Source organism: Stenotrophomonas maltophilia (genome assembly GCF_001274595.1).
GTDB lineage: Bacteria > Pseudomonadota > Gammaproteobacteria > Xanthomonadales > Xanthomonadaceae > Stenotrophomonas > Stenotrophomonas forensis.
Genome location: NZ_CP011010.1, coordinates 2,843,483 through 2,867,527 on the forward strand (window position 1 = coordinate 2,843,483; position 24,045 = coordinate 2,867,527).

At 66.1% G+C, this 24,045-nt stretch carries 20 protein-coding genes; 10 read left to right on the plus strand and 10 right to left on the minus strand.

The genetic code is table 11. From position 1 onward, the window contains the following. The first annotated feature begins 93 nt into the window (after window positions 1–93). The 8 genes from tssK to VN11_RS13020 all read left to right on the plus strand — a co-directional run bounded on the left by tssK (window position 94) and on the right by VN11_RS13020 (window position 9,528). Entirely contained in the window at window positions 94–1,428 is a 1,335-nt protein-coding gene (tssK, locus tag VN11_RS12985; RefSeq protein ID WP_053450038.1) for a type VI secretion system baseplate subunit TssK, read from the plus strand. Then, window positions 1,428–2,219, plus strand: coding sequence for a type IVB secretion system protein IcmH/DotU (gene icmH, locus VN11_RS12990; protein ID WP_053450039.1), 792 nt, complete (start codon window positions 1,428–1,430; stop codon window positions 2,217–2,219). The genes tssK and icmH overlap by 1 nt, the downstream gene beginning before the upstream one ends. Window positions 2,220–2,229: 10 nt before the next feature. Beyond that, complete coding sequence (gene tssI / locus VN11_RS12995; RefSeq protein WP_053450040.1) at window positions 2,230–5,148, plus strand: type VI secretion system tip protein TssI/VgrG; 2,919 nt, start codon at window positions 2,230–2,232, stop codon at window positions 5,146–5,148. 9 nt (window positions 5,149–5,157) lie between these two features. Next, complete coding sequence (locus VN11_RS13000) at window positions 5,158–6,954, plus strand: peptidoglycan-binding domain-containing protein (protein ID WP_053450041.1); 1,797 nt, start codon at window positions 5,158–5,160, stop codon at window positions 6,952–6,954. Between the two features lie 2 nt (window positions 6,955–6,956). Next, window positions 6,957–7,523 carry a hypothetical protein gene (locus VN11_RS13005; RefSeq protein WP_053450042.1) on the plus strand — a complete coding sequence of 189 codons (567 nt, stop codon included), beginning with the start codon at window positions 6,957–6,959 and terminating at the stop codon, window positions 7,521–7,523. A 362-nt stretch (window positions 7,524–7,885) separates the two neighbouring features. Further along, window positions 7,886–8,464 carry a hypothetical protein gene (locus VN11_RS22280; protein ID WP_148564976.1) on the plus strand — a complete coding sequence of 193 codons (579 nt, stop codon included), beginning with the start codon at window positions 7,886–7,888 and terminating at the stop codon, window positions 8,462–8,464. Continuing rightward, entirely contained in the window at window positions 8,461–9,138 is a 678-nt protein-coding gene (locus VN11_RS13015) for a M949_RS01915 family surface polysaccharide biosynthesis protein (protein WP_148564977.1), read from the plus strand. The genes VN11_RS22280 and VN11_RS13015 overlap by 4 nt, the downstream gene beginning before the upstream one ends. An 84-nt stretch (window positions 9,139–9,222) precedes the next feature. Next, window positions 9,223–9,528, plus strand: coding sequence for an I78 family peptidase inhibitor (locus VN11_RS13020; protein WP_238581807.1), 306 nt, complete (start codon window positions 9,223–9,225; stop codon window positions 9,526–9,528). 98 nt (window positions 9,529–9,626) lie between these two features. Here VN11_RS13020 and VN11_RS13025 read toward each other — a convergent pair whose 3' ends face one another. The 7 genes from VN11_RS13025 to VN11_RS13055 form a co-directional block, all read right to left on the minus strand. Next, window positions 9,627–10,496, minus strand: a complete 870-nt coding sequence (locus tag VN11_RS13025; protein WP_053450045.1) for a hypothetical protein — start codon at window positions 10,494–10,496, stop codon at window positions 9,627–9,629. A gap of 124 nt (window positions 10,497–10,620) precedes the next feature. Then, the gene (gene dld, locus VN11_RS13030; protein WP_053450046.1) at window positions 10,621–12,321 is read right to left on the minus strand and encodes a D-lactate dehydrogenase; all 1,701 of its coding nucleotides are present in this window, start codon (window positions 12,319–12,321) and stop codon (window positions 10,621–10,623) included. Continuing rightward, window positions 12,318–13,457, minus strand: a complete 1,140-nt coding sequence (lldD, locus tag VN11_RS13035; protein WP_053450047.1) for an FMN-dependent L-lactate dehydrogenase LldD — start codon at window positions 13,455–13,457, stop codon at window positions 12,318–12,320. Before lldD ends, dld begins: the two co-directional genes overlap by 4 nt. Window positions 13,458–13,461: 4 nt before the next feature. Beyond that, window positions 13,462–14,226, minus strand: coding sequence for a transcriptional regulator LldR (lldR, locus tag VN11_RS13040; protein WP_053450048.1), 765 nt, complete (start codon window positions 14,224–14,226; stop codon window positions 13,462–13,464). Between the two features lie 53 nt (window positions 14,227–14,279). Beyond that, a complete protein-coding gene (gene lldP, locus VN11_RS13045) occupies window positions 14,280–15,938 on the minus strand; it encodes an L-lactate permease (protein WP_053450049.1) in 1,659 nt (552 codons plus the stop codon). Between the two features lie 225 nt (window positions 15,939–16,163). Continuing rightward, window positions 16,164–16,616, minus strand: a complete 453-nt coding sequence (locus VN11_RS13050) for an MgtC/SapB family protein (protein ID WP_008265586.1) — start codon at window positions 16,614–16,616, stop codon at window positions 16,164–16,166. A 122-nt stretch (window positions 16,617–16,738) separates the two neighbouring features. Continuing rightward, the gene (locus VN11_RS13055; protein ID WP_053451334.1) at window positions 16,739–17,497 is read right to left on the minus strand and encodes an SDR family NAD(P)-dependent oxidoreductase; all 759 of its coding nucleotides are present in this window, start codon (window positions 17,495–17,497) and stop codon (window positions 16,739–16,741) included. Between the two features lie 446 nt (window positions 17,498–17,943). On the opposite strand from VN11_RS13055, the gene VN11_RS13060 reads away from it, so the two are divergent. Next, complete coding sequence (locus tag VN11_RS13060) at window positions 17,944–18,897, plus strand: helix-turn-helix transcriptional regulator (protein ID WP_053450050.1); 954 nt, start codon at window positions 17,944–17,946, stop codon at window positions 18,895–18,897. 231 nt (window positions 18,898–19,128) lie between these two features. Here VN11_RS13060 and VN11_RS13065 read toward each other — a convergent pair whose 3' ends face one another. The 3 genes from VN11_RS13065 to VN11_RS13075 form a co-directional block, all read right to left on the minus strand. Then, the gene (locus tag VN11_RS13065; protein WP_053450051.1) at window positions 19,129–21,039 is read right to left on the minus strand and encodes a CocE/NonD family hydrolase; all 1,911 of its coding nucleotides are present in this window, start codon (window positions 21,037–21,039) and stop codon (window positions 19,129–19,131) included. Window positions 21,040–21,238: 199 nt separating this feature from the next. Next, a complete protein-coding gene (locus VN11_RS13070; protein WP_053450052.1) occupies window positions 21,239–21,628 on the minus strand; it encodes a cytoplasmic protein in 390 nt (129 codons plus the stop codon). 2 nt (window positions 21,629–21,630) lie between these two features. Further along, complete coding sequence (locus VN11_RS13075) at window positions 21,631–22,986, minus strand: MFS transporter (RefSeq protein ID WP_053450053.1); 1,356 nt, start codon at window positions 22,984–22,986, stop codon at window positions 21,631–21,633. A gap of 105 nt (window positions 22,987–23,091) precedes the next feature. Between VN11_RS13075 and VN11_RS13080 the strand changes: the two genes are divergently transcribed. Next, the gene (locus tag VN11_RS13080) at window positions 23,092–23,988 is read left to right on the plus strand and encodes a LysR family transcriptional regulator (RefSeq protein ID WP_053450054.1); all 897 of its coding nucleotides are present in this window, start codon (window positions 23,092–23,094) and stop codon (window positions 23,986–23,988) included. Window positions 23,989–24,045: the final 57 nt, after the last annotated feature.

The window sequence follows — 24,045 nt, forward strand, 5'->3', positions numbered from 1 at the left end:
TGTCGCAGCGGAGCGCGACGATGACGGAACCGGCCCGCCAGGGCGATTTTTTTGAGCTATTTCCAAGGATTGAACGTGGCTTATGTAAGCAGGATGTCGAAGGTTCTCTGGGGTGAAGGGCTGTTCCTGCGCCCCCAGCATTTCCAGCGTCAGGACGCCTATCACGAAGCGCGGCTGCAGGACCTTTCGCAGACGCTGCATCCCTATGCCTGGGGTGCGCGCCGGGTGCGCTTCGATCCACATGCACTTGCCGGCGGCACGCTGCGTCCGCTCGACCTCTCGGCGGTGTTTCCCGATGGCGAGACCTACGACGCGCCGGCCCATGACAGCCTGCCCGATGCGGTGTCGCTGCAGGATCTGCCGCCGGGCGTGCAGTCCACCGTGGTCTACCTGGCATTGCCACTGCTGCGCGATGACGGCGCCAACTGCGCCGATGCCGAGGGCACCGCGCTGGCCCGCTACCGCCAGGCCAATCGTGACACCCAGGACCTGTTCACCGATGCGGTGGAAGCCGAACTGGCCTTCCTCAGCAAGGCGGTGAAGCTGCTGACCGATGATCAGCCGCGCGATGCCTACGCCACCGTGCCGGTGGCGCGCGTGCGGCGCACCTCCAGCGGCGGCTTCGAGCTGGATGACGAGTTCATTCCGCCGTGCGCGCAGCTGCAGGCCTCGCCGTTCCTGCACCGCGAACTGCGCGCGGTGCTCGACGCGCTGCAGGCCAAGGTGGACGCACTGTATGGCCTGCATCGGCAGACCTCGCAGAACATCATCGAGTTCCGCTCCGGCGATATCGCCTCGTTCTGGCTGCTGCACACCATCAACAGTTCGTTCAGTGCACTGGCGCATCTGCTGCATCATCCGCAGCTGCATCCCGAGCGCCTGCACCAGGAACTGCTGCGCATGGCCGGCGCACTGCTCACATTCTCCAATGCCTACCAGCTGGGCGACCTACCGGTGTATCGCCACGATCAGCCGGAAGCCTCGTTCCGCAAGCTGCTGGAGATCGTGCGCGCACTGCTGGATACGGTGATTTCCACGCGCTACTTCAAGATCGCGCTCAACGAGATCAAGCCCTCCTACCACCTGGGCCGGCTGGACTCGCAGCGCATCGATGGCAACGCCTCGTTCTACCTGTCGGTGTCGGCGTCGCTGCCGGCACAGGAACTGATCCAGAGCGTGCCGGTGCGGTTCAAGGTCGGCGCGCCGGATGACGTGGAGAAGTGCGTGCTGTCTGCGTTGCCGGGCGTGAAGCTGACCCATGCCGCACAGGTGCCTGCTGCGATCCCGGTGCGCCCTGGCAGCCACTACTTCGAACTGGACGCGCGCGGCGCGCTGTATGAGCGCATGCTCAAGGCGCAGTCGGTGATGATCTACGTGCCGGCCGGCATTGCCGAGCTGAAGATGGAACTTGTGGCGGTGACCTCATGATGAATTCCCCCCTGCCCCCGACTCCGGGCCCGATGCCGTCGCTGACCGCCAACGGCGCGATGGCCAATCCCACACCGCAGGCCGCCAACCCGCAGAGCCTGCAGGACCTGATGTCCGACGGTTTCTACCTGCTGTTGCTGCTCAAGCGCGGGCAGCTGCCGCATGATGCGAAGAGCTTCGTGCAGACGGTGCAGAAGTTCCTCGATGGCGTGGAGCGCAATGCGATGCGCCTGGGCGTGGCGTCCGAGGATGTCTACGCTGCCAAGTACGCATTCTGTGCCGCCGTGGACGAGGCGATCCTGTCACAGCCCTCGCCGTTGCACGAAACCTGGGAACGCAACCCGCTGCAGCTGCGTCTGTTCGGTGAGCACCTGGCCGGCGAGCATTTCTTCGACCGCCTGGAAGAGCTGCGCCGACAGGGCGCCGCGCGCCTGCCTTCGCTGGAGGTCTACCACTACTGCCTGCTGATGGGCTTCGAAGGCAAGTACCGGCTGGAAGGCACCGAGAAGCTGGGCTACCTGACCGCCCGCCTGGGCGATGAGATCGTCTACCTGAAGGGCAAGCGCCACGGTTTCGCACCTCACGCGCTGCCGCCGGACAATGTTCGCCACAGCCTGCGCCGCGTGGTGCCGCTGTGGCTGCCGGCTGTGGTGGTCGGCTGTTTTGGCATCGTCGCCTTCTTCGGCATGCGCACCTATCTTGGCCATGAGACGCGCCAGCAGCTGGCGGCCTACAACGACGTGGTGCAGATGCCCGAGCGCACTGCCCACATCACGATCACCCTGCCATGAGCCTGATGATATGGACATCCCAAGCTCCGCACTGCTCGCATCCCTTGCTTCGCTGTCCCATCGCGAACGCCTGATCCAGCTGAAGGGGCCGGAGGAAGGGCTGGTCGTCGAACGCTTCGAAGGCACCGAATCGGTCTGCGGCGACAACCGCCTGCAGATCGACTGCCTGGCCACCGACGCCTTCCTGGAGCTGGAATCCTGGCTGGAGCAGCCGCTGACCCTGCAGCTGCGCCAGGCCGACGGCGCGCTGCGGCAGTGGCATGGCCTGTGCACCGAGGCGGCACAGCTGGGCAGCGATGGCGGCCTGGCCCGCTACCGCCTGATCCTGGAACCCTGGACGGCGCTGCTGCGGCTGCGCCGCAACGCGGTGATCTTCCAGGACCAGGACACCCGCGCCATCTGCGAGCAGATCTTCACCGACTACCCGCAGGCAGTGTTCCGCTTCGACGTGCAGGCCGAACTGCCGGTCCGTGCGATCACCACCCAGTACCGCGAGACCGACTGGGCCTTCGTCACCCGCCTGCTGGCCGAAGCCGGCCTGGCCTGGCGCATCGAGCAGGCACAGGGAGATGAGGCCGCGCACACGCTGGTGGTGTTCGAGCCGGGGGCCGAGCTGCCTGACCGCGGCACGTTGCGCTTCCATCGCGCCGACATGGCCGAGGCGCGCGATGGCATCACCGCCTTCGCCGAGCGCCAGCAGCTGGTGCCCAACGCCAGCACCGTGGCCAGCTGGCACAGCGAGCAGGTCGGTGCCGTGGCCGCGCAGTCCAGTGCCGACGCTGGCAGCCTGCCGGCGCTGGAGGTCTATGTGCAGCCGCGCGCCGGCCGTTTCGCGCAGTCCGGCTGGGCCGATGCCGAAGCGCAGGCGCGGCTGGATGCGCTGCGCGTCGGCCAGGTGCTCTACAGCGGCAGCGGCAGCGAGCGCCAGCTGGCCGCCGGCAGCACCTTCAGCCTGGCCCAGCATCCGCAGCACGAAGGCCAGGCCTTCCAGCTGCTGGCGGTGCAGCACGTGGCCCTGAACAACCTGGACCAGGGCATCGCCGACCTGCTGGGCAGCCCGGCACTGGAGCGCGGTGCCTACCGCAACAGCTTCATCGCCACCGGCAGTGGCGTGCCGCTGCGCGCCCTGCCGCAGGACCGCCCCACCCTGCACGGCCCACAGACCGCGCGCGTGGTCGGCATCGCCAACGCGGCGGTGACCCCCAACCGCGAGCACCAGGTGCGCATCCAGTTCGGCTGGCAGCGCGGCAGCACGCCCAACCCCGGCGGCCTGACCGACACCGGCAGCGCCCAGCCCGGCCATGCCCCCGGCGACCACACCAGCGGCAGCTGGGTGGCCGTGGCCGAATGGGTGGCCGGCCCCAACTGGGGCACCAGCTTCCTGCCCCGCGTGGGCAGCGAGGTGCTGGTGGAATTCCTGCACGGCGACATCGATCAGCCACGCATCACCGGCCAGCTGTACAACGGCGAGGTCGCCCCACCCTTCGGTGGTGGCATCGACGAGAACGCGCGCCATCCCGGCGTGCTCAGTGGCCTGCATACCCAGGCCCACGACGGCAGCGGCACCCAGCAGTGGCTGATGGATGATACCCCCGGCCAGCTGCGTACCCGCCTGCACAGCTCGCTGGCCGACAGCCGGCTGGAACTGGGCTACCTGATCGCCCATCAGGACACCGCCCGCGGCGCGCTGCGCGGCGAAGGTTTCGAACTGGCCACCCAGGGCTGGGGCAACGTGCATGCCAGCGAAGGCCTGCTGCTGTCGGCCAGCCTGCAGGAGCGCGCCGCGTCCACGGTGATGGACAACGCCAGCGTGGTGGCGCAGCTCAAAGGCGCCGAACGCAGCCTGGAACAGATGCAGCAGACCCTGGCCGAGCAGCAGGTGCCGGGCCTGGCCGAGTACCAGCGCACCCAGCAGCTGCGCGAGCAGATCGACCCGAAGGCGCAGGGCCGCTACACCGGCGACGTGAACGGGCAGAGCGCGATGAAGCCCGGCAGCGACGGCCGCAGCCCTGGCGAGCAGCCGGTGGAACGGCTGGGCACGCCGCTGCTGGTGGCCGAAGCGCCGCACCACGTGGCCTGGACCACTGCGGCCAGCGCCGTGGCCTATGCCGGGCAGAACCTGCAGATGACCGTGCAGCAGGACCTGCACGTCAGCGCCGGCGAGACCCTCGCCACCGTGTCCGGCGAGCACGTCTCGCTGTTCGCGCAGAGCGGCCCGCTGCGGGTGATCGCCGCACAGGGGCCGGTCAGCCTGCAGGCCAACGATGGCGAGCTGGAACTGCTGAGCGAGCAGGCGCTGACCATCACCGCCACCGACGAGCGCATCGACGTGCTGGCGCAGACCAAGGTGGTGCTGCAGGCCGGCAGCAGTGCGATCACGCTGGAGGGCGGCAACATCACCTTCAGCTGCCCGGGCGAGTTCAAGGTCAAGGCGGGCGAGCATCCGTTCATGGGGGCCGATACCAACCCCGCCATTCCCGAGCACCTTCCGCGAGGCACGCAGCTGGTACCGCAGCAGTTCGGGCTGCGCCTAGTCGAGCAGTTCGGGCTGCAAGGACTGGCCGGCAAACCCTACACACTGGACATCGGCGGGCAACGCTTCGAAGGCGAGCTGGGCTCCGATGGCAGCCTGATGCATGAGATGCCCGAAGGCGCGAAGCAGGCCAAGCTGAAGGTGTTTCCGTTCGGCGCCGACAACCACCCCTGGGAATGGACACTCGATCTTGCCGCACAGAAGCAGACGGACGAGCACACCGGGTTGCAGTCGCGCCTGAAGAACCTTGGATTCTACGATGGCGCGGTCGACGGCGACTTCGGCCAGCTCAGCCGCATGGCCATGCAGCGCTTCCACCAGGCACGTGCGCTGGTTGGGCTCAATACACCCAGCCTTCCCGGCGTCACCTCGCTGGGCAAAGACCACGACATCTAGGACGGATGCATGATCTACGGCAATCACAACCTCCGACGAGGCGACCACGATGGCACGCCTGCGAACAACAGGCCGCCTCGCTGGGGTGGCGTCGACAACCCGCCCCCGCCCACGCCTGCGAACGCACAGACACCGCAGAACCAGGGCGGCGCGACGCTGGCGATCCCGCAGCACGTACGCCAGCTCCAGCAGGACCTGCGTACGCTGGGCTTCATGTTCGTCGGCACACCTGATGGTGGATTCGGCCGCGGCACCGAGTGGGCGGTACGAGAGTTCCAGATCTATGCCAGCATGGCCAATGCCGCCCAACTGAACCAGGGACGGCTGCACGGCTGGCAACCCCAGGCAGGCTTGACCGCACCGGAAGTGATGGCACTGGGACTGCGCCCCAATTCCAATCCACCGGAAAGCTATCACGTCGCCTCGCTGGACCGGGTCGCCAACGGATCGCGCTACACCGGCCCGATCAGCGGCGTGATGAACGCCAATACGCGCACAGCGATGGAACACTGGTTGCGCAACAACTATCGTTGCCCGGTGGTCATCGAGGCATGGCAGGTTGCCACCGGCAACAACCAGCGCACTACGCCGTATACCAACGGCGTCAACATCTGGAACTTCGACGAGATCACGCAGGGCACCGTGCGCAATGCCTCCAACCGGGTGGTCGCGCGCGTCCGGATGTTCAGCAGGGACTTCACCGGACACTACACGCTTCCCAACGGTCGCCGTGATGATCAGTACCAGTCGCTGGGCAGCTACGCGCGGTTCATGACCTATGGCGGCCCGATGAGCGAAGTGCCCAACCATACGTGGGCCGAAGCGGAAATGACGCCGGAACGCTTGATCGGTCCAGCGACCACCACGGCAATCCTGGCCGCCACACCCAACGGCGCCGCAGCGTCCACCTATCGTGTTGTGCGTGCCACGGCCGAGCAGGAATGCATGGGCATGTTCGACAGCATCAATGCCTACGATGACGCTCTGGTCTCTCTCGGCCCGTGCCATTGGACCATGGGCCTGATGCCTGCCGGCGGCTACGACAATGGCGAGCTGCCTGGCTTCCTGGCCTACTTCCTGCACCGCAATCAAGCCGACTACCAGCGCTATCTCGGGAATCTGGGTCTTTATCCGGCGACGGCCTGGGCAGGCGTCAACACAGGGCCGCTCTGGGACCGTACGGGCCGGAAGTACGTGGGCTGGATCCGCCATCACGACGAACAGACGCAACCTGCACAGGCGGCCACCGGTCTGGCGCAGCTGCCCATGGTCGACCGGGCGACCCTGGAAGCAAACTATTTCAAGACCTGGCACTGGTTCTATCGCTTGGCCATGATCGGTCGCACCTGCGCGAACTTCCAGCAGGCGATGTGGGATATGGTGCGCTTCCGTATCCGCGATATCCGTTCAGCCCCTATCACGGTCAATGTGGGTGCCGTCCATATCAACGGCACGCTGGGCGATATCTACACATCGGAAAAATCCGTCGCGATCCTGCTTCGGTGGCATATCTTCCGTCCGGGCCACGTGACCGGCGCCCGCGTCAGGGATTCGTTGACCCGTGCCATCAACGGCCATGCCCAGTTGAACTGGTCGACGGCACCGGCGCAATGGACCAACGCACACGAGCAGGCGATCACCGCGCAGTTGCTCACTGACGCACTTTCCGTCAACGACACGCAGGATCGCCTCGCCAACTGGCCGACCTATGCCGGGCGCAACGGCCGCAACTACACCCTCAACAATGAGTTGGGCGCCTTGCGCGATGGCCGCGGCTCCTTCCATTTCGATACCACGGGAATATGACGATGCCTTACGTCCTTCGCGCCGCGCCGCTGCTGGCCGGTCTTTGCCTGGCTACCTCCTGCGCGGCCAAGCAGCCTGTCGCCGACGTCCTGGACCGCGCCTGCGCAGCAGTCTCCATTGACGATCGGATCGAACTGCTGCCGCTGGAAGGAAAGCACGTCAGCGCCTGCCCGCCCGGAGATGATGAAGGTTGCCCCTACAGCGGGCAGCAGGGGAAGACGTCGTTGAGCGACACACCGGATCTGAACAAGGATGGCCGGAAGGATGCCATCCTGACCTACTTCGGCAGCAGTTACGGCGACATCGACGTGACCGACAAACTGGTCCTCGCCCAATGCAAGGACGGAACCTACATCCGTCTTCTGGAAGGAAAGTTCACGACATTGTCAGCACCTGCCATGCCCCATGCCGTGTGGCCTGAACTGGAAGCGACGCGGAATTGCCCGCAGGGCCACGGTGGTGCAGTCCGTACCGAGAAGATCCGGCTGACCTTCGATAGCAAGGCAGCACAGTATCGTGGACCTGCAGGCCTGAATCTGGTCGCGGCCTGCCAGGCCCAGGGCGACTGACCGAAGTACGCTGCGTGCTCACGGCACGCAGCGGGAAGCGGGACAGTATCCACGCCAGAGAACAATGAACCTGGTGAGAGCGTTGGATTTACCTGCCCCTCCCCCAGCAAGAAGCTCACCACCGCTTCAGGCATTACAGCGACGGCAAATTCTCCTGATCCTCAAGCGCGCTTGCTAGTCACCTCGGGCATGTCGACCTATGAGATGACGCCATTCACCATCAACGGTCGCAGGCTGTCTACTGCCGAAGTGGACGCTGATGACGGAAACGCCCCCTGCATCGGGCCACCGCAACTGGTAATGGGAGTCTGACGCAGACAGCATCAGTTCCGATCAGCTACAACCGCTCTTATGGGCACATCATGTCCTATGCGCACACCATGAAGCAGTTATCAAACAGGCTTACAGCACTGGTAGCCCTCTCCTGCCTTTGGGCTCCCGCTTGCTCATCAATGCCAAAGGACAACGAACTCAGTGCGCGCTCCCCAAGAGGAATTACAGTCACAGCTGATGGTCCGATTGCACGCAACTATCCGCAGACCAAGTGCCTTGACTTCCGGCGAAATCACAAGAGCATCGGATTTCTCTGTTTCTCCTCCAGCGAGCAGTTCATCACTGATTTCGGCATTGCAGCAACAGCGTCTCCTGATGCTCAGGAGCACTTGCAGGTAACCTCAGGCATGTCTACCCATGAACTGAAGCCGATCATCATCAACGGCCGCACGCTGTTTACTGCCGAAGTGGATTGTGACGACCGGGACGCGCCCCTGTATCGAGCCACCTCAACGTGTCATGTGGCATTCATGCCCGTGGCCAATGCCCACTTCTTCTATAGCAATTTCATTCTCAGCAATGAAGCGACTTCCACATCGGGGGTCGATGAACGGACGGTCATGGACATCTGGAAAAGCCTGGCCAGTGCCAGTGGCGGGCATGGATGAGCACTGACGCAAGACGCATTCGCAGACCCGGTCAATGTCTCTTGATCGCTTTCATGCTGACCATGGGCGGATGTGGCGGGTCGGCCCCCAATGCGACGTTCGAGACCTCTCCTGCACTATCCGACGCGGATCTGAAAGGTCTTTACCCGGGCACGCTGCTGAGGCAGGTGGTGTTCGAGGACATCGACGGCGCGGGCCTGCTGCTGATTTCGCGTAGCGAACAGACATCGCCGGCGCAGGAAGACAAGGAACCATTGGATCAGATCACCCTGCGTGCAGAGCTGTTCCGGCGTCCTAGCCTGGCGGCGCCCTGGACGTCACGCTGGATCCAGGAAGATCCGGTCCAATGCGAAGGCCTGGACCTGGACGCCGGCTATTTCCTGGACCAGGTAACCGCAACCGACCTGGACAACGACGGCCGCGCCGAGCTTACGTTGGCCAGCCACAGCTTCTGTGGCGGCGGCGTCGACCCGCAGCAGTTGCGCATCGGCCTTCGCCAGGGGGAGCAGTATTACGAAGTACGTGGTGAATCGCTGGTGCAGGTGGAAGGCGATGAACCCTTCGGCGGCGACCGGCAGGACGATCCTGCGCTGGCTTCGGCTGCGCCAGTGCTGCGCGCGCACGTGGACAAGGTGTGGGAAGCGATCAAGCGCGGCCAGCCTGGCCCGCCGTGAACGCCGCGCCTTGATCCAACGCATGCCGTCGCCATGGGCACGGTGCTATGGTGGCGCCATCATGCCCCACCTGGAGCCGTTCCAATGACCCGAATCAGCATCACCCGTCTCGCCGTTGCCGCCCTTGCCGCGCCCCTGCTGCTGTCGGCCTGTGTCAGCACCCCCGGCCCGGAAGTAAAGGGAACGGGTCGCTGCGACGCCAGTCAGCTGGGCTGGGCGGTAGGCCAGCCAGGCAACGAAGAAAACCTGCGTCGGCTGTCGCGTGAGAGCGGCGCGGGCCTGGTCAATCCGATCGGCCCGACCACCATCACCACCAAGGACATCCGCCCGGACCGCCTGCGGGTCTACATGGACAAGGACAACATCATCACCGCCGCACGCTGCGAGTAAACGCTGCCACAGGCTTCTGTAGAGTCGAGCGATGCTCGACTGCTCTCCGGTCAGGCTGCACGGAAAGCCAGCCGAGCGCAGGCTCGGCTCTACAGGGCTCAGGGTTCGGTATAGCCTGCGCAGTCCGGCAGCGCCTGGTCCGGATGGAACATTCCTTCGCTGAAGCGGAACAGACGTGTGTAGCTGCACGCCGGGTCCTGCTCGGTGCGCAGGTCCTTTTTCTTCAGCGGGCCCTTGGCCAGTGAATCCTCGAAGCGCGAGGCGCCGGCAGGGAATCGTGTGGCCACGGTCTGGTAGCGCAGCACCGGCATGGCCTGCGCAACCGGGTCCAGTCCCAGTTTCGCCGAGAAACTGTACTCATCATGGCAGGCCCCGGCCCGTTGCCTCGCATCCTGTTCACTGAAACAGGCCCGGATCGACGCATTGCCCTGCCACGGAACGGTCAGTACATCGTCATCCACCTGGATGTCGTCCTGCAGGTGGCGCACGCGTGCCAACTGCAACGTGGACGCATCGGCACCGCCGCCGGAATACATGCTGCTGAAGGAGACGATGCCCCCTACCAGTACATTCTGGCGGGCGCGCTGCTGCGGGTCGGTCACCACCGCATCGCTACCCACACCGGGGGCCAGGCGCACGATCCATGGCCACAGCTTCAGTTCGCTTTCCTGCGGCACGTCGATGCTGACGTGGTAGACATGCGGGTCGCCCTTCGTGGCTCCCCGCTCCGACACCTCCAGCGTTGTGGGCCGATCACCATCGTTGGCCACCGGCTGCACGCGCACGCACCATGCGCCATCGGCGGTGCAATGACGCACCCCTGCCGCGTCCAGCACCTGTCCCAGCGGCTCCATCACGTTGCCTGCCGCATCACGCTGCTGCGGCAGGATCGAGCCCTGGGCCAGCGCGAGAAGCGGCGTGGCCAGCCATGCGGTACACAACACGCTGCGCGCTACGGTGATGGGCATCGGGGTGGCTCCTGCATGTGGAATGCCGATGGTAACCGCTACCCCGTAGAGTCAAGCTTGCTCGACTGCATGTAATCCGGCAAAGAGGCCGCAGAGCAAGCTCGACGCTACCCGGATCGGTTGTCTAGCCGCAATCGCAGCCACCCCACCCCTTTGCCTTCGACGTCTGGCCGATACCCGGGTTGAAGGTATTGCTTGGGTCCAGCTGCTTGTAGAACCCGGCCAGCGCCGGCTTGGCCGGGTACAGGTGGCCGACGTTGTGCTCGGCCGGGTACTCGGCGCCGCGCTGGTCCAGCAGCGCCCACATCGCGTGCTCGATCGCCATCGGGTCTTCGCCCCTGCGCGCGATGTAGTCCTGGTGGAACACGTGGCACAGGAAGTGCCCGTAGTACAGCTTGTGCAGCAGGCGGTTGTCGATGTCGGCGGGCAGCTGCTCGAACCAGTCGGCATCGTCACGGCGCAGCGCGATGTCCAGTGCCACGATGTCCTGCACCTTCTCGCGATGCACTTCACGGTAGCGCACGGCAGCACCGGCCACCGCGAAGCGATGCAGGAACGCCTTGCGGCCCTCCTCTGCCGTGCAGTGGAAATAGCCGCCTTCATGGCCTGCGAAGAAGTCCCGCAACCAGGCCTCGGTCTGCGCTGCGTCCTGCGCGGACACCTTCAGCAGCAGATGATGTTCATAGCGCTGGCGGAACTCGCCCATGCGCTTGGGCAGGTGCGAAGGCAGCAACCCGGTCAGCACCTGCATCACCCGGTCGGTCACCCCGCGCAGTCCCAGCCGCTCGAACCAGCCATCGACACGACTCTTCAGCGCAAAGGCGGCCGGCACGCGGGCAGTGCCGAGACGGTCGATCAGCAGGAAGCTGTCCTTGCCGTAGCGTTCGCCGATGTCATAGGCATCGCGGTGGATGTACTCACCGGCAATCGGCAGGCGCTCGAAGCCGGTCAGCAGCTGGCGCCGGATCGCGCTGAGGCTGTCGGTGCGGTTGCTGCCGATGTAGAAGACCTCGGCGGCCTCCTTCTCGAAGGTATCCAGCCGCACCGCGAATACCGCCAGCTTGCCGGCCGATCCCGCTGCCTCGAAATGACGGCTGGGGTCGGCATTGAAGCGCGCCGGGGTATCGGCATCGACCCGGCGCACCTCCTCGGCATAGCGCGGATCGGAGGCGGCGCGACCGTCGCCATCGCCGACGTCGGCGGGCGTATAGTCACCGCTCTGCAGGCGTTGCAGGATCTGCTCGGGTGTATCGCCCAACGCGATGCCCAGATGGTTGACCAGCTGCAGCTGGCCCTGCGCATCGACCTGCGCGTACAACGCAAGCTCGGTATAGGCCGGGCCGCGACGCACCAGCGCGCCGCCGGAGTTGTTGCAGATTCCACCCAGCACCGACGCGCCGATACAGGACGAGCCGATCACCGAATGCGGCTCGCGGCCCAACGGCGCCAGGGTCTGTTCCAGCCGATCCAGCGTTGCGCCGGGCAGGCACAGCACCTGCCGGCCGTCGTTCAACAGCTGGATGCCGGTCAGCCGCAGCGTGCTGACCAGCACGATCGGCCGCCCATAGTCGTTGCCATCCGGGGTCGAGCCGCCGGTCAGGCCGGTGTTGGCCGCCTGCAGGATGATCGCCGCCCCACCCTGCACCGCGGCCTGCAGCACGTGCCACAGCTCCAGCAACGTGCCCGGGCGCACCACCGCCAGCACCGGGCCGTCGCCGAAACGGTATCCACGGCGGAAGCGGCGGGTGGCCTTGTCACCGGTCAGTACATGGCGGCTGCCGACCGCATCGCGCAACTGCGCCAGCACGGCATCGTGGCCACTCACGGCAGGCTGACCAGCGAGTCACGGCCGATGTCGGCGATGCGGCGCGCACCGGTCAGTGTCATCGCCACGCGCATCTCCCTGGCGATCAGGTCCAGCAGGTTGGCCAGCCCGGCTTCGCCCTGCGCAGCCAGTGCATAGACGAAGGCACGGCCCAGCAGCACGGTGTCGGCGCCCAGCGCCAGCATGCGCACCACGTCCAGGCCGGTGCGGATGCCGGAATCGGCGAGGATCTTCAGGTCGCCCTGCACGGCATCGGCAATGGCCGGCAATGCGCGTGCGGTGGACAGAACGCCGTCCAGCTGGCGGCCACCGTGATTGGAGACCACGATGCCATCGGCTCCGAACTTCACCGCATCACGTGCATCATCCGGATCAAGGATGCCCTTGATCACCATCGGGCCCTTCCAGAATTCGCGAATCCACTCCAGATCCTTCCACGAAATGGACGGATCGAAGTTGCTGCCGAGCCAGCCGATGTAGTCCTCCAGCCCGGTCGGGTTGCCACGGTAGGTGGAGATGTTGCCCAGGTCATGCGGGCGGCCGAACAGGCCCACGTCCCAGGCCCAGTGCGGATGGGTGATGGCCTGGCCGATACGGCGCAGCGAGGCGTTCGGCCCGCTCATGCCGGAGTGCGCGTCACGATAGCGCGCGCCCGGCACCGGCATGTCCACGGTGAACACCAGCGTGGTCACGCCCGCGGCCTGCGCGCGCTCCAGCGCGTTGCGCATGAAGCCACGGTCGCGCAGCACATACAGCTGGAACCACATCGGCCGCTGGATCGCCGGCGCCACTTCTTCGATCGGGCACACCGAGACAGTGGACAGGGTGAACGGGATGCCGCGGCTGTCGGCCGCGCGCGCCGCCTGCACTTCACCGCGCCGGGCATACATGCCGGTCAGGCCGACCGGCGCCAGCGCCACCGGCATCGCCAGTTTTTCGCCGAACAGTTCGGTTTCCAGGCTCAGGTCGGACATGTTGCGCAGTATGCGCTGGCGCAGCGCGATGTCGGACAGGTCGGAAACGTTGCGCTTCAGCGTGTGCTCGGCATACGCACCGCCATCGATGTAGTGGAACAGGAACGGCGGCAGCCGGCGTTCGGCTGCAGCACGGTAATCGGTGGAGGCGGAGATGATCATGGGGTCAACCGTGTGGGGAAGGTAGACGCGAGGCCCGCGCACGCCGGGCTTCGTTGTCATCGAGGGTGCGCAGCGTGGTGTGCACGAACTCGAGGTGGGCATGCGCGGCGGCGCGCGCGCGTTCGGGGTCGCCGGCCAGCACCGCGTCCATCATCTCGCGGTGCTGGTCGGACAGCGGCGAGAAGGTCCTCGCCGAGGTATAGAGCTTCTCGCGGCTCTGCGAGATGTTGGTCTGCAGCAGTTCGAACAGGCCGCGCATTACCTGCAGCAGCACCAGGTTGTGCGACGCCTCGGCGATGGACAGGTGGAAGGCCGCATCGGCCTCGGCTTCACCGGTGGGATCGTCCTTGCCGTGCGCATCCATCATGGTCTGGAACGCCTGCGCGATGCGGGTGCGGTCCTCGTCAGTGGCGCGCAGCGCGGCATGCCAGGCGGTGGCACCTTCCAGCGCGTGGCGGATCTCCAGCACGTCGAAGCGGTATTCCGGGTCGCCCTGGAACAGTGGCAGGTACGGCGCCAGCGGTTCATCCAGTGCCTGCCGCGCCCGCGCCGCCGGTTCGGCCACGTAGGTGCCGCCACCGACCCGCGCCGTCAACAGGCCCTGGCTGGCCAACTGTGCGATCGCCTCGCGCAATGCGGTGCGCGAGACGCCCAGCTGCGCCGCCAGGGTGCGCTCGGCCGGCAGCCGGTCACCCGGCTGCAGCCGCTGGTCCTGCACCAGGCCGCGCAGCTGCGCAGCCACCTTGTCCGAAATACGTTGCGTGCTCATGGCGCCATTGTGGCCCGAAGCGCGCAGCGGGTGGTCGGCCGACCGTGCATGGCTCAGGGAATCATCCAGGTCAGCCAGTAGGCCTGGGCCAGGGTGATCAGGCCGACCATCGTGGTGAAGATCAGGCTGTGCTTGACGGTGAAGCGGAACAGGTCCGATTCCTTGCCGGCCAGCCCCACCGCGGCGCAGGCAATGGCAATCGACTGCGGCGAGATCATCTTGCCGGTCACGCCACCGGTGGTGTTGGCCGCCACCAGCAGCACGTCGGACACGCCGATCTGCTGTGCGGTGGTGGCCTGCAGTGCCGAGAACAAAGCATTGGACGAAGTGTCCGAGCCGGTCAGGAACACGCCCAGCCAGCCAAGGAACGGCGAGAAGAACGGGAACGCATCACCGGTGTGTGCCAGTGCCAGGGCAAGCGTGGCCGACAGGCCCGAGTAGTTGGCGATGAAGGCGAAGGCCAGCACCATGCCAATCGAGTAGATCGGCATGCGCAGCTCGCGCACCGTCTCACCGAAGGTCTGCAGCGCCGAACGGGCCGGCATGCGCAGCGCGATGATGGCGATCACCGCAGCGAGGATGATCGAGGTACCGGTGGCCGAGAACCAGTCGAACTTGTAGATCGCCTCGTAGCTGAGCGGCGCGTCCACGATCGGCGGCATCTTCTGCACCATCTGGTCCAGGCCCGGCACCGGGATCTTCAGCACCCAGTGCTCCAGCGGGCCGCCCGCCGCGAACAGCGACTTGAACGGCTTGATGCTCCACAGCGTAACCATCGCGGTGAGGATCAGGAACGGCGACCAGGCCTTGGCGATCTGGCCGACGCTGTAGCGCGGTGCCTCCAGCGCCTGCGCGGCCGCCTCGGCGCTGGTTTCGGTATCGAAGCGGAAGATCCGCACCGGCTTCCAGCGACGCAGGAACAGGGTCAGGCACACCAGCGATGCCAGCGAGGCGGTGATGTCCGGCAGTTCCGGGCCAATGAAGTTGGAGGTCAGGTACTGCGCGATGGCGAACGAGCCCCCAGCCACCAGCACCGCGGGCCAGGTTTCCCTGATGCCGCGCCAGCCATCCATGATCGCCATGATCCAGAACAGCACGATGATCGTAAGGAAGGGCAGCTGGCGCCCAGCCATCTGGCCGATCTCGAACGCATCCAGGCCGGTGACCTGCCCGGCCACGATGATCGGAATGCCCATTGCACCAAAGGCGACCGGCGCGGTGTTGACGATCAGGCACAGGCCGGCGGCATACAGCGGCTTGAAGCCCAGCCCGACCAGCAGCGCCGCGGTGATCGCCACCGGCGCGCCGAAGCCGGCCGCACCTTCCAGGAAGGCACCGAAGGCGAAGCCGACCATCAGCATCTGCAGGCGCTGGTCCTCGGTGACCGACAGGATCGAGGCACGGATGATGTCGAACTGCCCGGTCTTGACCGAGACTTTGTACAGGAACACCGCGCCGATGATGATCCAGGCGATAGGCCACAGGCCGTAAACGAAGCCGAAGCCGGCTGCGCCCAACGCCTGGGTCAGCGGCATGCGATAGAACAGCAGCGCCACGCCCAGCGCGATGGCCACGGTGATCGTGCCGGCGAGCCAGCCCTTCATCCGCAATACGGCCAGGGCGATGAAGAAGAACGCGATCGGCAGCAGCGCGATCAGGCTGGACAACCACAGGTTGCCGGCGGGGTCGTACAGGTGTTGCCAGGGCTGCATGAAGGCTCTCGACTGGGGGCGGGATGTGCTCCACCGCAGGCGGTGGGTCGCCGTGGCCGATACTTATTGGTATTACCAATAAGTGAACTCATCGAGCCACTTAGGGCGGATTTAACCGTCACTCCGGCGGAACGCCTATTAGACCATAGGGCTAGGCGCCATATTGGTCCGACCAAATAGACCCTGATGGTAGTGCCGGCCGCTGGCCGGCAACTCGAGATTTCCTTACGAAATCCGCCTCTCCAACCGCCGCATCACCGCCAGCACCAGTACGCACAGCACGCTGACCCCGATCGCGATCACGTACTTGCCGATGCCCACGGCAATGCCGATGGCCGCCGCCATGATCAGTGAACTGGCGGTGGTCAACCCGCTGACCTGGTCCTCGCGCGAACCGCGCAGGATGGTGCCGGCCGCAACGAAACCGACGCAGGCCACCACCGCTTCAATCAGTCGCACCGGATCGACCTGCAGCAGGTCGCGGTAGCGCTCCTGCTGGAAATGCTCGGCCACCGAATCACCGAGGCCGACGATCAGCGCAGCGGCGCCAGCAATCAGCATGTGCGTGCGCAGGCCGGCAGCGTGCTTGCCCATTTCGCGCTCGACGCCGAGCACGCCACCAAACAGCATCGCCGCGCCCACGCGCAGCAGGATCGAGACATCCTGGGTGAGTTCCATCGCCGCCTCCGGGTATTTGCGGCAGCGTTGCGTGCACAGCGTGGGACGGGGGTGAAGGCAGCACCACGGCCCGTTCACCCGGTGCCGCCAGGCCGGGCCCGGCGCCATCGGCGATCATTGCATCACTGCGCCAGGTAGCCACCATCGATCGCGTAATAGGTGCCGGTCGCGAACGAGGCGTCGTCGCTGGCCAGCCAGGCCACCAGCGCCGCGACTTCCTCCGCCGTGCCCAGCCGCTTCAGCGCGTGCCGTCCTTCCAGCGTGGCGCGCACCTTCGGGTCCATCTTCTCCAGCAGCGGCGTGCTGATGAAGCCCGGGCCGACCGCATTGACACGGATACCGTCGCCCGCATGCTCCCAGGCAGCGGTCTGGGTCAGCCCGACCACGCCGTGCTTGGCCGCGACATACGCGGTTGAACCGGCATAGCCGACCTGGCCCAGGATCGACGCCATGTTGATGATGCTGCCACCGGAACCCGCTGCACGCATCGCCTGGATCTGCGCACGCTGACACAGGAACACGCTGGTCAGGTTGACGTCGATCACGCGCTGCCAGCCATCGATCGGATAGTCACCGCTGCTGGCGGCCGGTCCACCGATGCCGGCATTGTTGACCGCCACATGCAGGCCGCCCAGTTCCTTCACCGTGCGCTGCACCGCCGCCTCGACAGCGGCATCATCGGTCACGTCCAGTGCAATGCCGATCGCCTGTGCACCGCTGCCCTGCAGCTGCGCCACCGTCGCATCCACCGCGTCCTGCTTCAGATCCCAGACCGAAATACGCGCACCGGACGCAGCCAGGGTCTGTGCGACCGCCAGGCCGATGCCGGATACACCTCCGGTCACGATCGCGGTCTTGCCGGTGAGCTGGTAGTCAATCATCTGCATTCTCCATCTGTGGGGGTTTCGATGCGGCTGGCCGCTGTTGAACCCTCACGCTACGACGTTGCCTGTGATGACCCGGCAGACAGTGCGTCCACGAACGATCGTTCCACCCATAAAACCTCAACTCAGGTTGATGTAGGGATCTGCGTATGGATTTGCATGCAAGACGCCGCCGTATGTTCTGCGCAGCAATCAACTTGGCCGTATTGATCAATCGTTTTGACCATCTCGAAATCAAATGCAGATGAATCAGGGCGACAATAGGAAACGTTTCCAGTTTCTTCGACACACGAATTCCAATCTGGCGTTTCCCCAGCCATCCGGCATGCCGTCGCCACCGCATCGCAGCGGGTCTGCACAGGCCACCACCGGACGTGCATCTGCATCGCAGAGCGCATGGGCCAGGCACAGCCAGCGTCCACCTCCTGCGTACGTGCCGAGCAATGTCCCGATACTTCACTTTTGCCGATTACCGCCGCTTCGGCCACCGCCACGGCTTTGATTACCGCGCCGATCCGGAACACCTGCGCGACGACCAGTGGGCCGGCCACGGCGAGGTCAACGAGCAGTTCCTGCGCGGCGGCATGAGCCTGATCGCGTCCGACGTGCATAATCGTTTCCCGTACGTCGCCACCGCCCAGCAGAGCCCGGGGCTGGCCATCCGCGTGATGCTGCAGGGCCAGGTCGACGTCCGCATGCCACGACGCGCGGGCTTCACTCTGCGTGCCGGCACCGCGATGACCGCGCACCATCGCGAGCAGGTCGAGATGACCGGCGCACACCCAGGCGAGACGCGCATGCGCGGGGTCAGCGTGATGGTGCCGGCCGAGATCGATCCGGACCTGTTCCAGCTGCCGCAGCTGCATGCTGCGCTCAACACCCACCTGGAGTGCCGCCACTGGGCGATTCCGCACACTCTGCTGCCGGTGCTGGGCCAGTTGTTCGACAGCCCCTGGCAGGACGGCATCGATGCGCTGTGGCGCGAGGGCGTGGCCCTGCAGCTGCTGGCCGTCGGCCTGCAGGCCGAGGATCTGCAGACCGACCATGTGCGCACGCTGCGCGCGGGACAGCGCGAGCGCCTGGAGCGTGTGCGCGCCTACCTACACGATGATCCCAGCCACGCCCACAGCCTGCTCGAACTGGCGCAGCTGGCCTGCATGAGCCCGAGCTCGCTGCGCCGCCATTTCGCCCAGCAGTACGGTTGCTCGGTGTTCGACTACCTGCACGAGCAACGCATGCGCCACGCCGAACAGGGCCTGCGCGAAGACGGCTGGACGGTCGAGCAGGCTGCGGCCGCCAGTGGCTATCGCCATCCCAGCAACTTCGCGGCCGCTTTTCGCAAGCGCTTCGGCCTGGTGCCCAGCCGCTGGCGTACCGGCCCTTCAAAGGTCGGGTAGCAGCTTCTGCCCTGGTGGGTGTCGACCCTGGTCGACACGCTTTGGTACCAGCGTCGATGCCGGCCAGCGGCCGGCACTACCCCCATCATGCGACCACGGCCAACGCGCCATGACTCCGTTTGGGTAGGTGTCGACCTTGGTCGACACGCTTTGGCACCGTCGCGGATGCCGGCCAGCGGCCGGCACTACCGCGGCCGCCGGGCATCGCGTGCCCGGCGCACCTCATCAACCTCAATACACCGGCAGATCGATGTAGCTGGCCTGCGCGGCGCTGTGCCAGACCCGCTGCGTCGCCTTCTGGTAGTCGCCCGGCCTGGCCAGGTAGATGTTCGGCACGTAGGTCTGCGGGTTGCGGTCGTACAGCGGGAACAGGCTGGACTGCACCTGCACCATCACCCGGTGCCCCTTCTGGAAGGTGTGGTTGGCGTTGGGCAGATCGAAGCGGTACGGCAGCACTTCGTTGGCAGCCAGCGGCTTCGGATCGCTGAAGCTCTCACGGTAACGGCCGCGGAAGATCGCCAGCGACACCGGCAGCTCGTAGCCGCCCATCTCCGGCGTCGACGCTTCCTGGTCCGGATACACGTCGATCAGCTTCACCACCCAGTCGCTGTCGGTACCACTGGTCGATGCCTGCAGGTGCACCACCGGCGCACCGCCAATGCGCAGCGGCGCGCTCAGCGGTTCGGTGATGAAGGTCAGCACGTCCGGGCGGCCATCGACGAAGCGCTGGTCCTTGACCAACCAGGTGGTCCACATGTCGCGGTCGCTGAAGCGCACCGGTCGCGGCACGAACGGCACCGGCTTGGCCGGATCGGACACGTATTCCTCGAAGTCGCCCTCGCCTGCCGCCGGCGCCTGGAACGCCAGCTTGCCGCCGGCACGCAGGTACAGCGGCTTGCTGCTGGCGGCACAGCCCTTGTCGCAGCTGCGCGGCCAGCCCTTCAGGCGGTCCCAGTGGTTTTCGCCGGTGTTGTAGATCAGCACCGGCGGCGTGTCGGCCTTGGGTGCACCGTCCACAAGGTACTGGTCGAAGAACGGCTTGAGCACATCGCGGCGGAACTGCAGCGCGGTATCGCCATCGAACTTCAGGGCGCCCAGTTCACTGCCGCTGTAGTTCACCTGGCTGTGCCGCCATGGGCCCATCACCAGGTAATTGCGGTTGTTGCCGCTGTCGCGCCCTTCCATCGCCTGGTAGGCGTGGTTGGCGCCCCACATGTCTTCCTGGTCCCACAGGCCCTGCAGCCACATGGTCGGCACCTTCAACGGCGTCCTCGCCATCACCGTGTCCAGCGCCTGGCCCTGCCAGAAGGCGTCATAGGCCGGGTGCTCGACCAGCTTCTTCCACCAGGTCAGCTGGTCCACGCCAGTGAAACGTGCGTAGTCGCCGGCCGAACCGATGCGCAGGAAAGTGCTGTAGTCGTCGTAACCGAGGCTGGGCAGCGGCGTACCCTTGCCGCGCTTCTCGGTCTGCATCGCAAAGTAATTGAAATTGACCTGGCGGAACGCGCCGTAGTTGAGCCAGTCGTCGCCCATCCAGCCATCCACCATCGGGCTCTGCGGCGCGGCCACCTTCAGTGCCGGGTGCGGGTCGGTCAGCGCCATCACCACGGTGAAGCCTTCATACGACGAACCGAGCATGCCAACCTTGCCGTTGCTCTCGGGCACGTTCTTCACCAGCCAGTCGATGGTGTCCCAGGCATCGGTGGAATGGTCGACCCTGGTGTTGTTCAATGGCCCGCGCAGCGGCCGGGTCATCACGTAATCCCCCTCGGAGCCGTACTTGCCACGGATGTCCTGGAAGACGCGGATGTAGCCGCCGTCGACGAACACCTCGTCGCCCTGCGGCAGCAGGTCGCGCATGCGCGGCGAATCACTGCGGTTGGCGCGGCCAGCGGCATCGTAGGGCGTGCGGGTCAGCAGGATGGGCGCATTGTGGGCACCCTTGGGCACCACGATCACCGTATACAGCTTGGTGCCATCGCGCATCGGCACCATGACCACGCGCTTGTCGTAGTCGCGGCCGACATCCGGCGCGACGAAGGGCTTGCCGCTGATGTCCGGGGTCATCGGCGGGGTATCGGCAGCCAGCACGGTGCTGGACAGGCAAAGGGCGATGGCTACAGCAACGGCACGCACACGCATGGAGACCCATCCCGGCAGGAAAGCCTCAAGCCTACTCCTGCCATGTGCCGTGAAGTGTGGGCAGGCTTTGCATTCTGCGGTGGATACGGGCAGGACTGATGGCACATGTGCCGTCGCCCGGTAGTGCCGGCCGCTGGCCGGCAATGTCATGATCCTGGGGGCCGGTACGCGGTTGCCGGCCAGCGGCCGGCACTACCGATCAGGCGCCCACCTCATGCAGCGCCAGCCAGCACCAGCGCCCCTGCTCCTGCTCCTGCCTCAGTACCGCCAGCGACTCCCGCCATGCGGGCTCGCCGCCATCGATCGCATGTCCTTCGCGATAGCGCAGCACCGCCAGCGGTGATGGCGCTTCCACCGCCTGCACGGCGTCGATGGAAATCTGCAGCCCTGGACGCGCGCCATGACCGCCCGCGAACAGTGCCTGCACGGCAATCCGGTCCAGCCTGCGACCAGCGATGCCGACCATGCTGAAGTCCGCGCAGAAATGCGTCATCAGATCATCCAGCGCGTCGGTGCCGGCGTCGGCACGGAACCAGGCCTGCAGTTTGTCGTGCAGGCGGTGGATTTCATGTTCTGCGGTGGTATCCATCATCAATTCCCAGGGTGTGGAAGAAGAAGCTGCTTCGGCCGACGCAACAGCAGCATCGGCAGCAGGGTCAGTGCGGCGGCCAGACCCAGCGCCACGCCGGTGGCGCGGGCCGGCAGCCATTGCATGGCCAGTGCCAGCAGCAGCGCGAGCGCGGCGGTGCCCAGGCAGAAGCTGAGCTGGCGGTTGAGGTTCCAGAGCGCACTGGCATCGCCCAGCGCTTCGCCCTCGACCCCATGGAAGGCCAGTGTCTGCGCGGTGCTGCTGCACAGGCTGCCGCCGGCACCCATCAGCGCGAACAGCAGCCCGGCCAGCGCAAACGCCGGTTGTGGCAACAGCGCCATCGCCAGCAGGCCACTGGCCTGCAGGAACATGCCGGCACGCAGCACTGCGGCCGGTCCGAAGCGGGCCAGCAAGCGCTTGCTGGCGGTGATCGCGATGGCCGAGGCCAGCGCCCACGGCAGCATCAGCGCGCCGATGCGTGCGGCGCTGTAACCGGCCTGGTGCAGTTGCAGGGTACTGACCAGCTGGCTGCCGATGAACACGCCCGGCACCGCCAGATATACCAGCATCGCCAGGCGCAGGCCGCGATGGGACAGCAGCGACCAGCGCAGCAGGGGCTGCGGCTGCCGACGTGCATGCCGCAGGTGGACGACGGCAAGCACCACCGCGACCATCAGCAAGCCGCTGCCGGCAAGACGATGACCGGGTTCGCCCAGCCAGGTCAACGCCAGCAGCAGCGCCCCCAGCGCCGTCATCGCGGTGGACAACGCATGGGCCTGCAGGCGCGGCGCAGTACGACGGACGTCGGCCGGCATCCACGCCAGCACCAGCCCAATCGCCATGACTGCCAGCGGCAGGCTGGCCCAGAGCACACCGCGCCAGGACAGCCACTGCACCAGCAGCCCGCCGAGCGCTGGCGCCAGTGCCGGCACCAGCAACGCCACCAGCAGGATGCGCCGGGTCAGTGCACCGCGTTGGTCAGGCGTGCACTGCCGGTAGGCCGCCGCCTGAGCCACCGGAATCAGCAGGCCACCGGCCAGGCCCTGCAGCAGCCGCCACCCCAGCAGCCAACCGATGCCCGGCGCGGCTCCAGCCAGCGCAGCGGCGATCGCGAACAGCAGCAGTGCCACCAGCAGCAGGCGGCGCTCGCCACAGCGTGCGGCCAGCCATGGCGCCAACGGGATCACCACGCTCAGGCCCAGCATGTAGGCAGTGCCGACCCAGGCCAGGGTACCGACGTCGGCATGCAGCTCGGCCGCCAATGCCGGATAGGCCACCGTGGCAATGAACATGTTGACCAGGTCCAGGGCGAACACCAACAGGAAGATCGCCTCATGGCGCAGGCGGGGGGACGGCATCGACGGCGCTCCAGCAGGGAAGCGGCCAGCATGCCCGGCAGGCGTTGTTGGAAAAACACGACGACAGCTGCAACACTGTCAAATCTGTTTTGACAATTGATGCCTATGGTCAGCCTCGATCGCTTCGACATCTTCCGTGCTGTGGTCGAGGCCGGCAGCCTGACCGCGGCGGCCGACCGCCTCGGCCTGAGCCGCGCGGTGGTCAGCATCAACCTGAAGCGGCTGGAACAGGAGCTGGGCGTGACCCTGCTGCTGCGCAGCACCCGTCACCTGGCCCTTACCGAGGCCGGTGAACAGTTCCTGCAGCACTGCGTGCAGGCACTGGATGCTGCACAGGCGGCGATCGATGCCGCGCGCCGCGACCAGCACCAACTGCAGGGCGTACTGCGCCTGACCACCACACCGGAGTACGCACAGCTGCGCCTGATCCCGGCACTGGAGGCGTTCCGCGCGCGCCACCCGGCCCTGCAACTGCATCTGTCGACCTCGCCGGCACCGGCTGACCTCATTCCCGAGCGTTTTGATCTGGCGATCCGTCTTGGCCGCCTGCCCGACTCTGGCCTGCATGCCAGCGAGCTGGAACAGCACCCGCTCTGCGCGGTGGCGGCGCCTTCGCTGCTGGCGCGCCTGCCGTCCGTTGATGCCGCCGACGATCCGGTGCAGCTCGGCACGCTGCCGCGCCTGGGCTACCCACGGCTGGCCGATGTACCGGTGATCGCACCCGACGGCAGCGATGCGTTGTTTGCCACCAACCCGGCCCATGCAGTGGTACGCGTGGATGGCGCCAGCAGCCTGCGCGCCTTCGCCGTGGCCGGTGCCGGGGTCACCGTTCTTCCCCACTGGCTGATCGAGGACGACCTGGCCATGAACCGGCTGCGGCCAGTACTGCGCCTGCATCGTTTCCCACAGCAAAGCGTGTACGCGGTCTATCCACACAGTGCACAGCCGTCGCCCAAAGTGCGGCAGCTGATCGATTTCCTGCGCGACTGGTTCACTGCATGAAAAAAGGGGACGGAGGGAATCAAGTCGTTTCTGCCATAAACGACTTAATTCCCTCCG

What these genes read in the sequence shown, in the direction of transcription:
- tssK (WP_053450038.1), top strand. Translation starts at nt 94, where the DNA reads ATGTCGAAGGTTCTCTGGGGTGAAGGGCTGTTCCTGCGCCCCCAGCAT.
- icmH (WP_053450039.1), top strand. Translation starts at nt 1,428, where the DNA reads ATGAATTCCCCCCTGCCCCCGACTCCGGGCCCGATGCCGTCGCTGACC.
- tssI (WP_053450040.1), top strand. Translation starts at nt 2,230, where the DNA reads ATGGACATCCCAAGCTCCGCACTGCTCGCATCCCTTGCTTCGCTGTCC.
- VN11_RS13000 (WP_053450041.1), top strand. Translation starts at nt 5,158, where the DNA reads ATGATCTACGGCAATCACAACCTCCGACGAGGCGACCACGATGGCACG.
- VN11_RS13005 (WP_053450042.1), top strand. Translation starts at nt 6,957, where the DNA reads ATGCCTTACGTCCTTCGCGCCGCGCCGCTGCTGGCCGGTCTTTGCCTG.
- VN11_RS22280 (WP_148564976.1), top strand. Translation starts at nt 7,886, where the DNA reads ATGTCCTATGCGCACACCATGAAGCAGTTATCAAACAGGCTTACAGCA.
- VN11_RS13015 (WP_148564977.1), top strand. Translation starts at nt 8,461, where the DNA reads ATGAGCACTGACGCAAGACGCATTCGCAGACCCGGTCAATGTCTCTTG.
- VN11_RS13020 (WP_238581807.1), top strand. Translation starts at nt 9,223, where the DNA reads ATGACCCGAATCAGCATCACCCGTCTCGCCGTTGCCGCCCTTGCCGCG.
- VN11_RS13025 (WP_053450045.1), bottom strand. Translation starts at nt 10,496, where the DNA reads ATGCCCATCACCGTAGCGCGCAGCGTGTTGTGTACCGCATGGCTGGCC.
- lldD (WP_053450047.1), bottom strand. Translation starts at nt 13,457, where the DNA reads ATGATCATCTCCGCCTCCACCGATTACCGTGCTGCAGCCGAACGCCGG.
- lldR (WP_053450048.1), bottom strand. Translation starts at nt 14,226, where the DNA reads ATGAGCACGCAACGTATTTCGGACAAGGTGGCTGCGCAGCTGCGCGGC.
- lldP (WP_053450049.1), bottom strand. Translation starts at nt 15,938, where the DNA reads ATGCAGCCCTGGCAACACCTGTACGACCCCGCCGGCAACCTGTGGTTG.
- VN11_RS13050 (WP_008265586.1), bottom strand. Translation starts at nt 16,616, where the DNA reads ATGGAACTCACCCAGGATGTCTCGATCCTGCTGCGCGTGGGCGCGGCG.
- VN11_RS13055 (WP_053451334.1), bottom strand. Translation starts at nt 17,497, where the DNA reads ATGATTGACTACCAGCTCACCGGCAAGACCGCGATCGTGACCGGAGGT.
- VN11_RS13060 (WP_053450050.1), top strand. Translation starts at nt 17,944, where the DNA reads ATGTCCCGATACTTCACTTTTGCCGATTACCGCCGCTTCGGCCACCGC.
- VN11_RS13065 (WP_053450051.1), bottom strand. Translation starts at nt 21,039, where the DNA reads ATGCGTGTGCGTGCCGTTGCTGTAGCCATCGCCCTTTGCCTGTCCAGC.
- VN11_RS13070 (WP_053450052.1), bottom strand. Translation starts at nt 21,628, where the DNA reads ATGGATACCACCGCAGAACATGAAATCCACCGCCTGCACGACAAACTG.
- VN11_RS13075 (WP_053450053.1), bottom strand. Translation starts at nt 22,986, where the DNA reads ATGCCGTCCCCCCGCCTGCGCCATGAGGCGATCTTCCTGTTGGTGTTC.
- VN11_RS13080 (WP_053450054.1), top strand. Translation starts at nt 23,092, where the DNA reads ATGGTCAGCCTCGATCGCTTCGACATCTTCCGTGCTGTGGTCGAGGCC.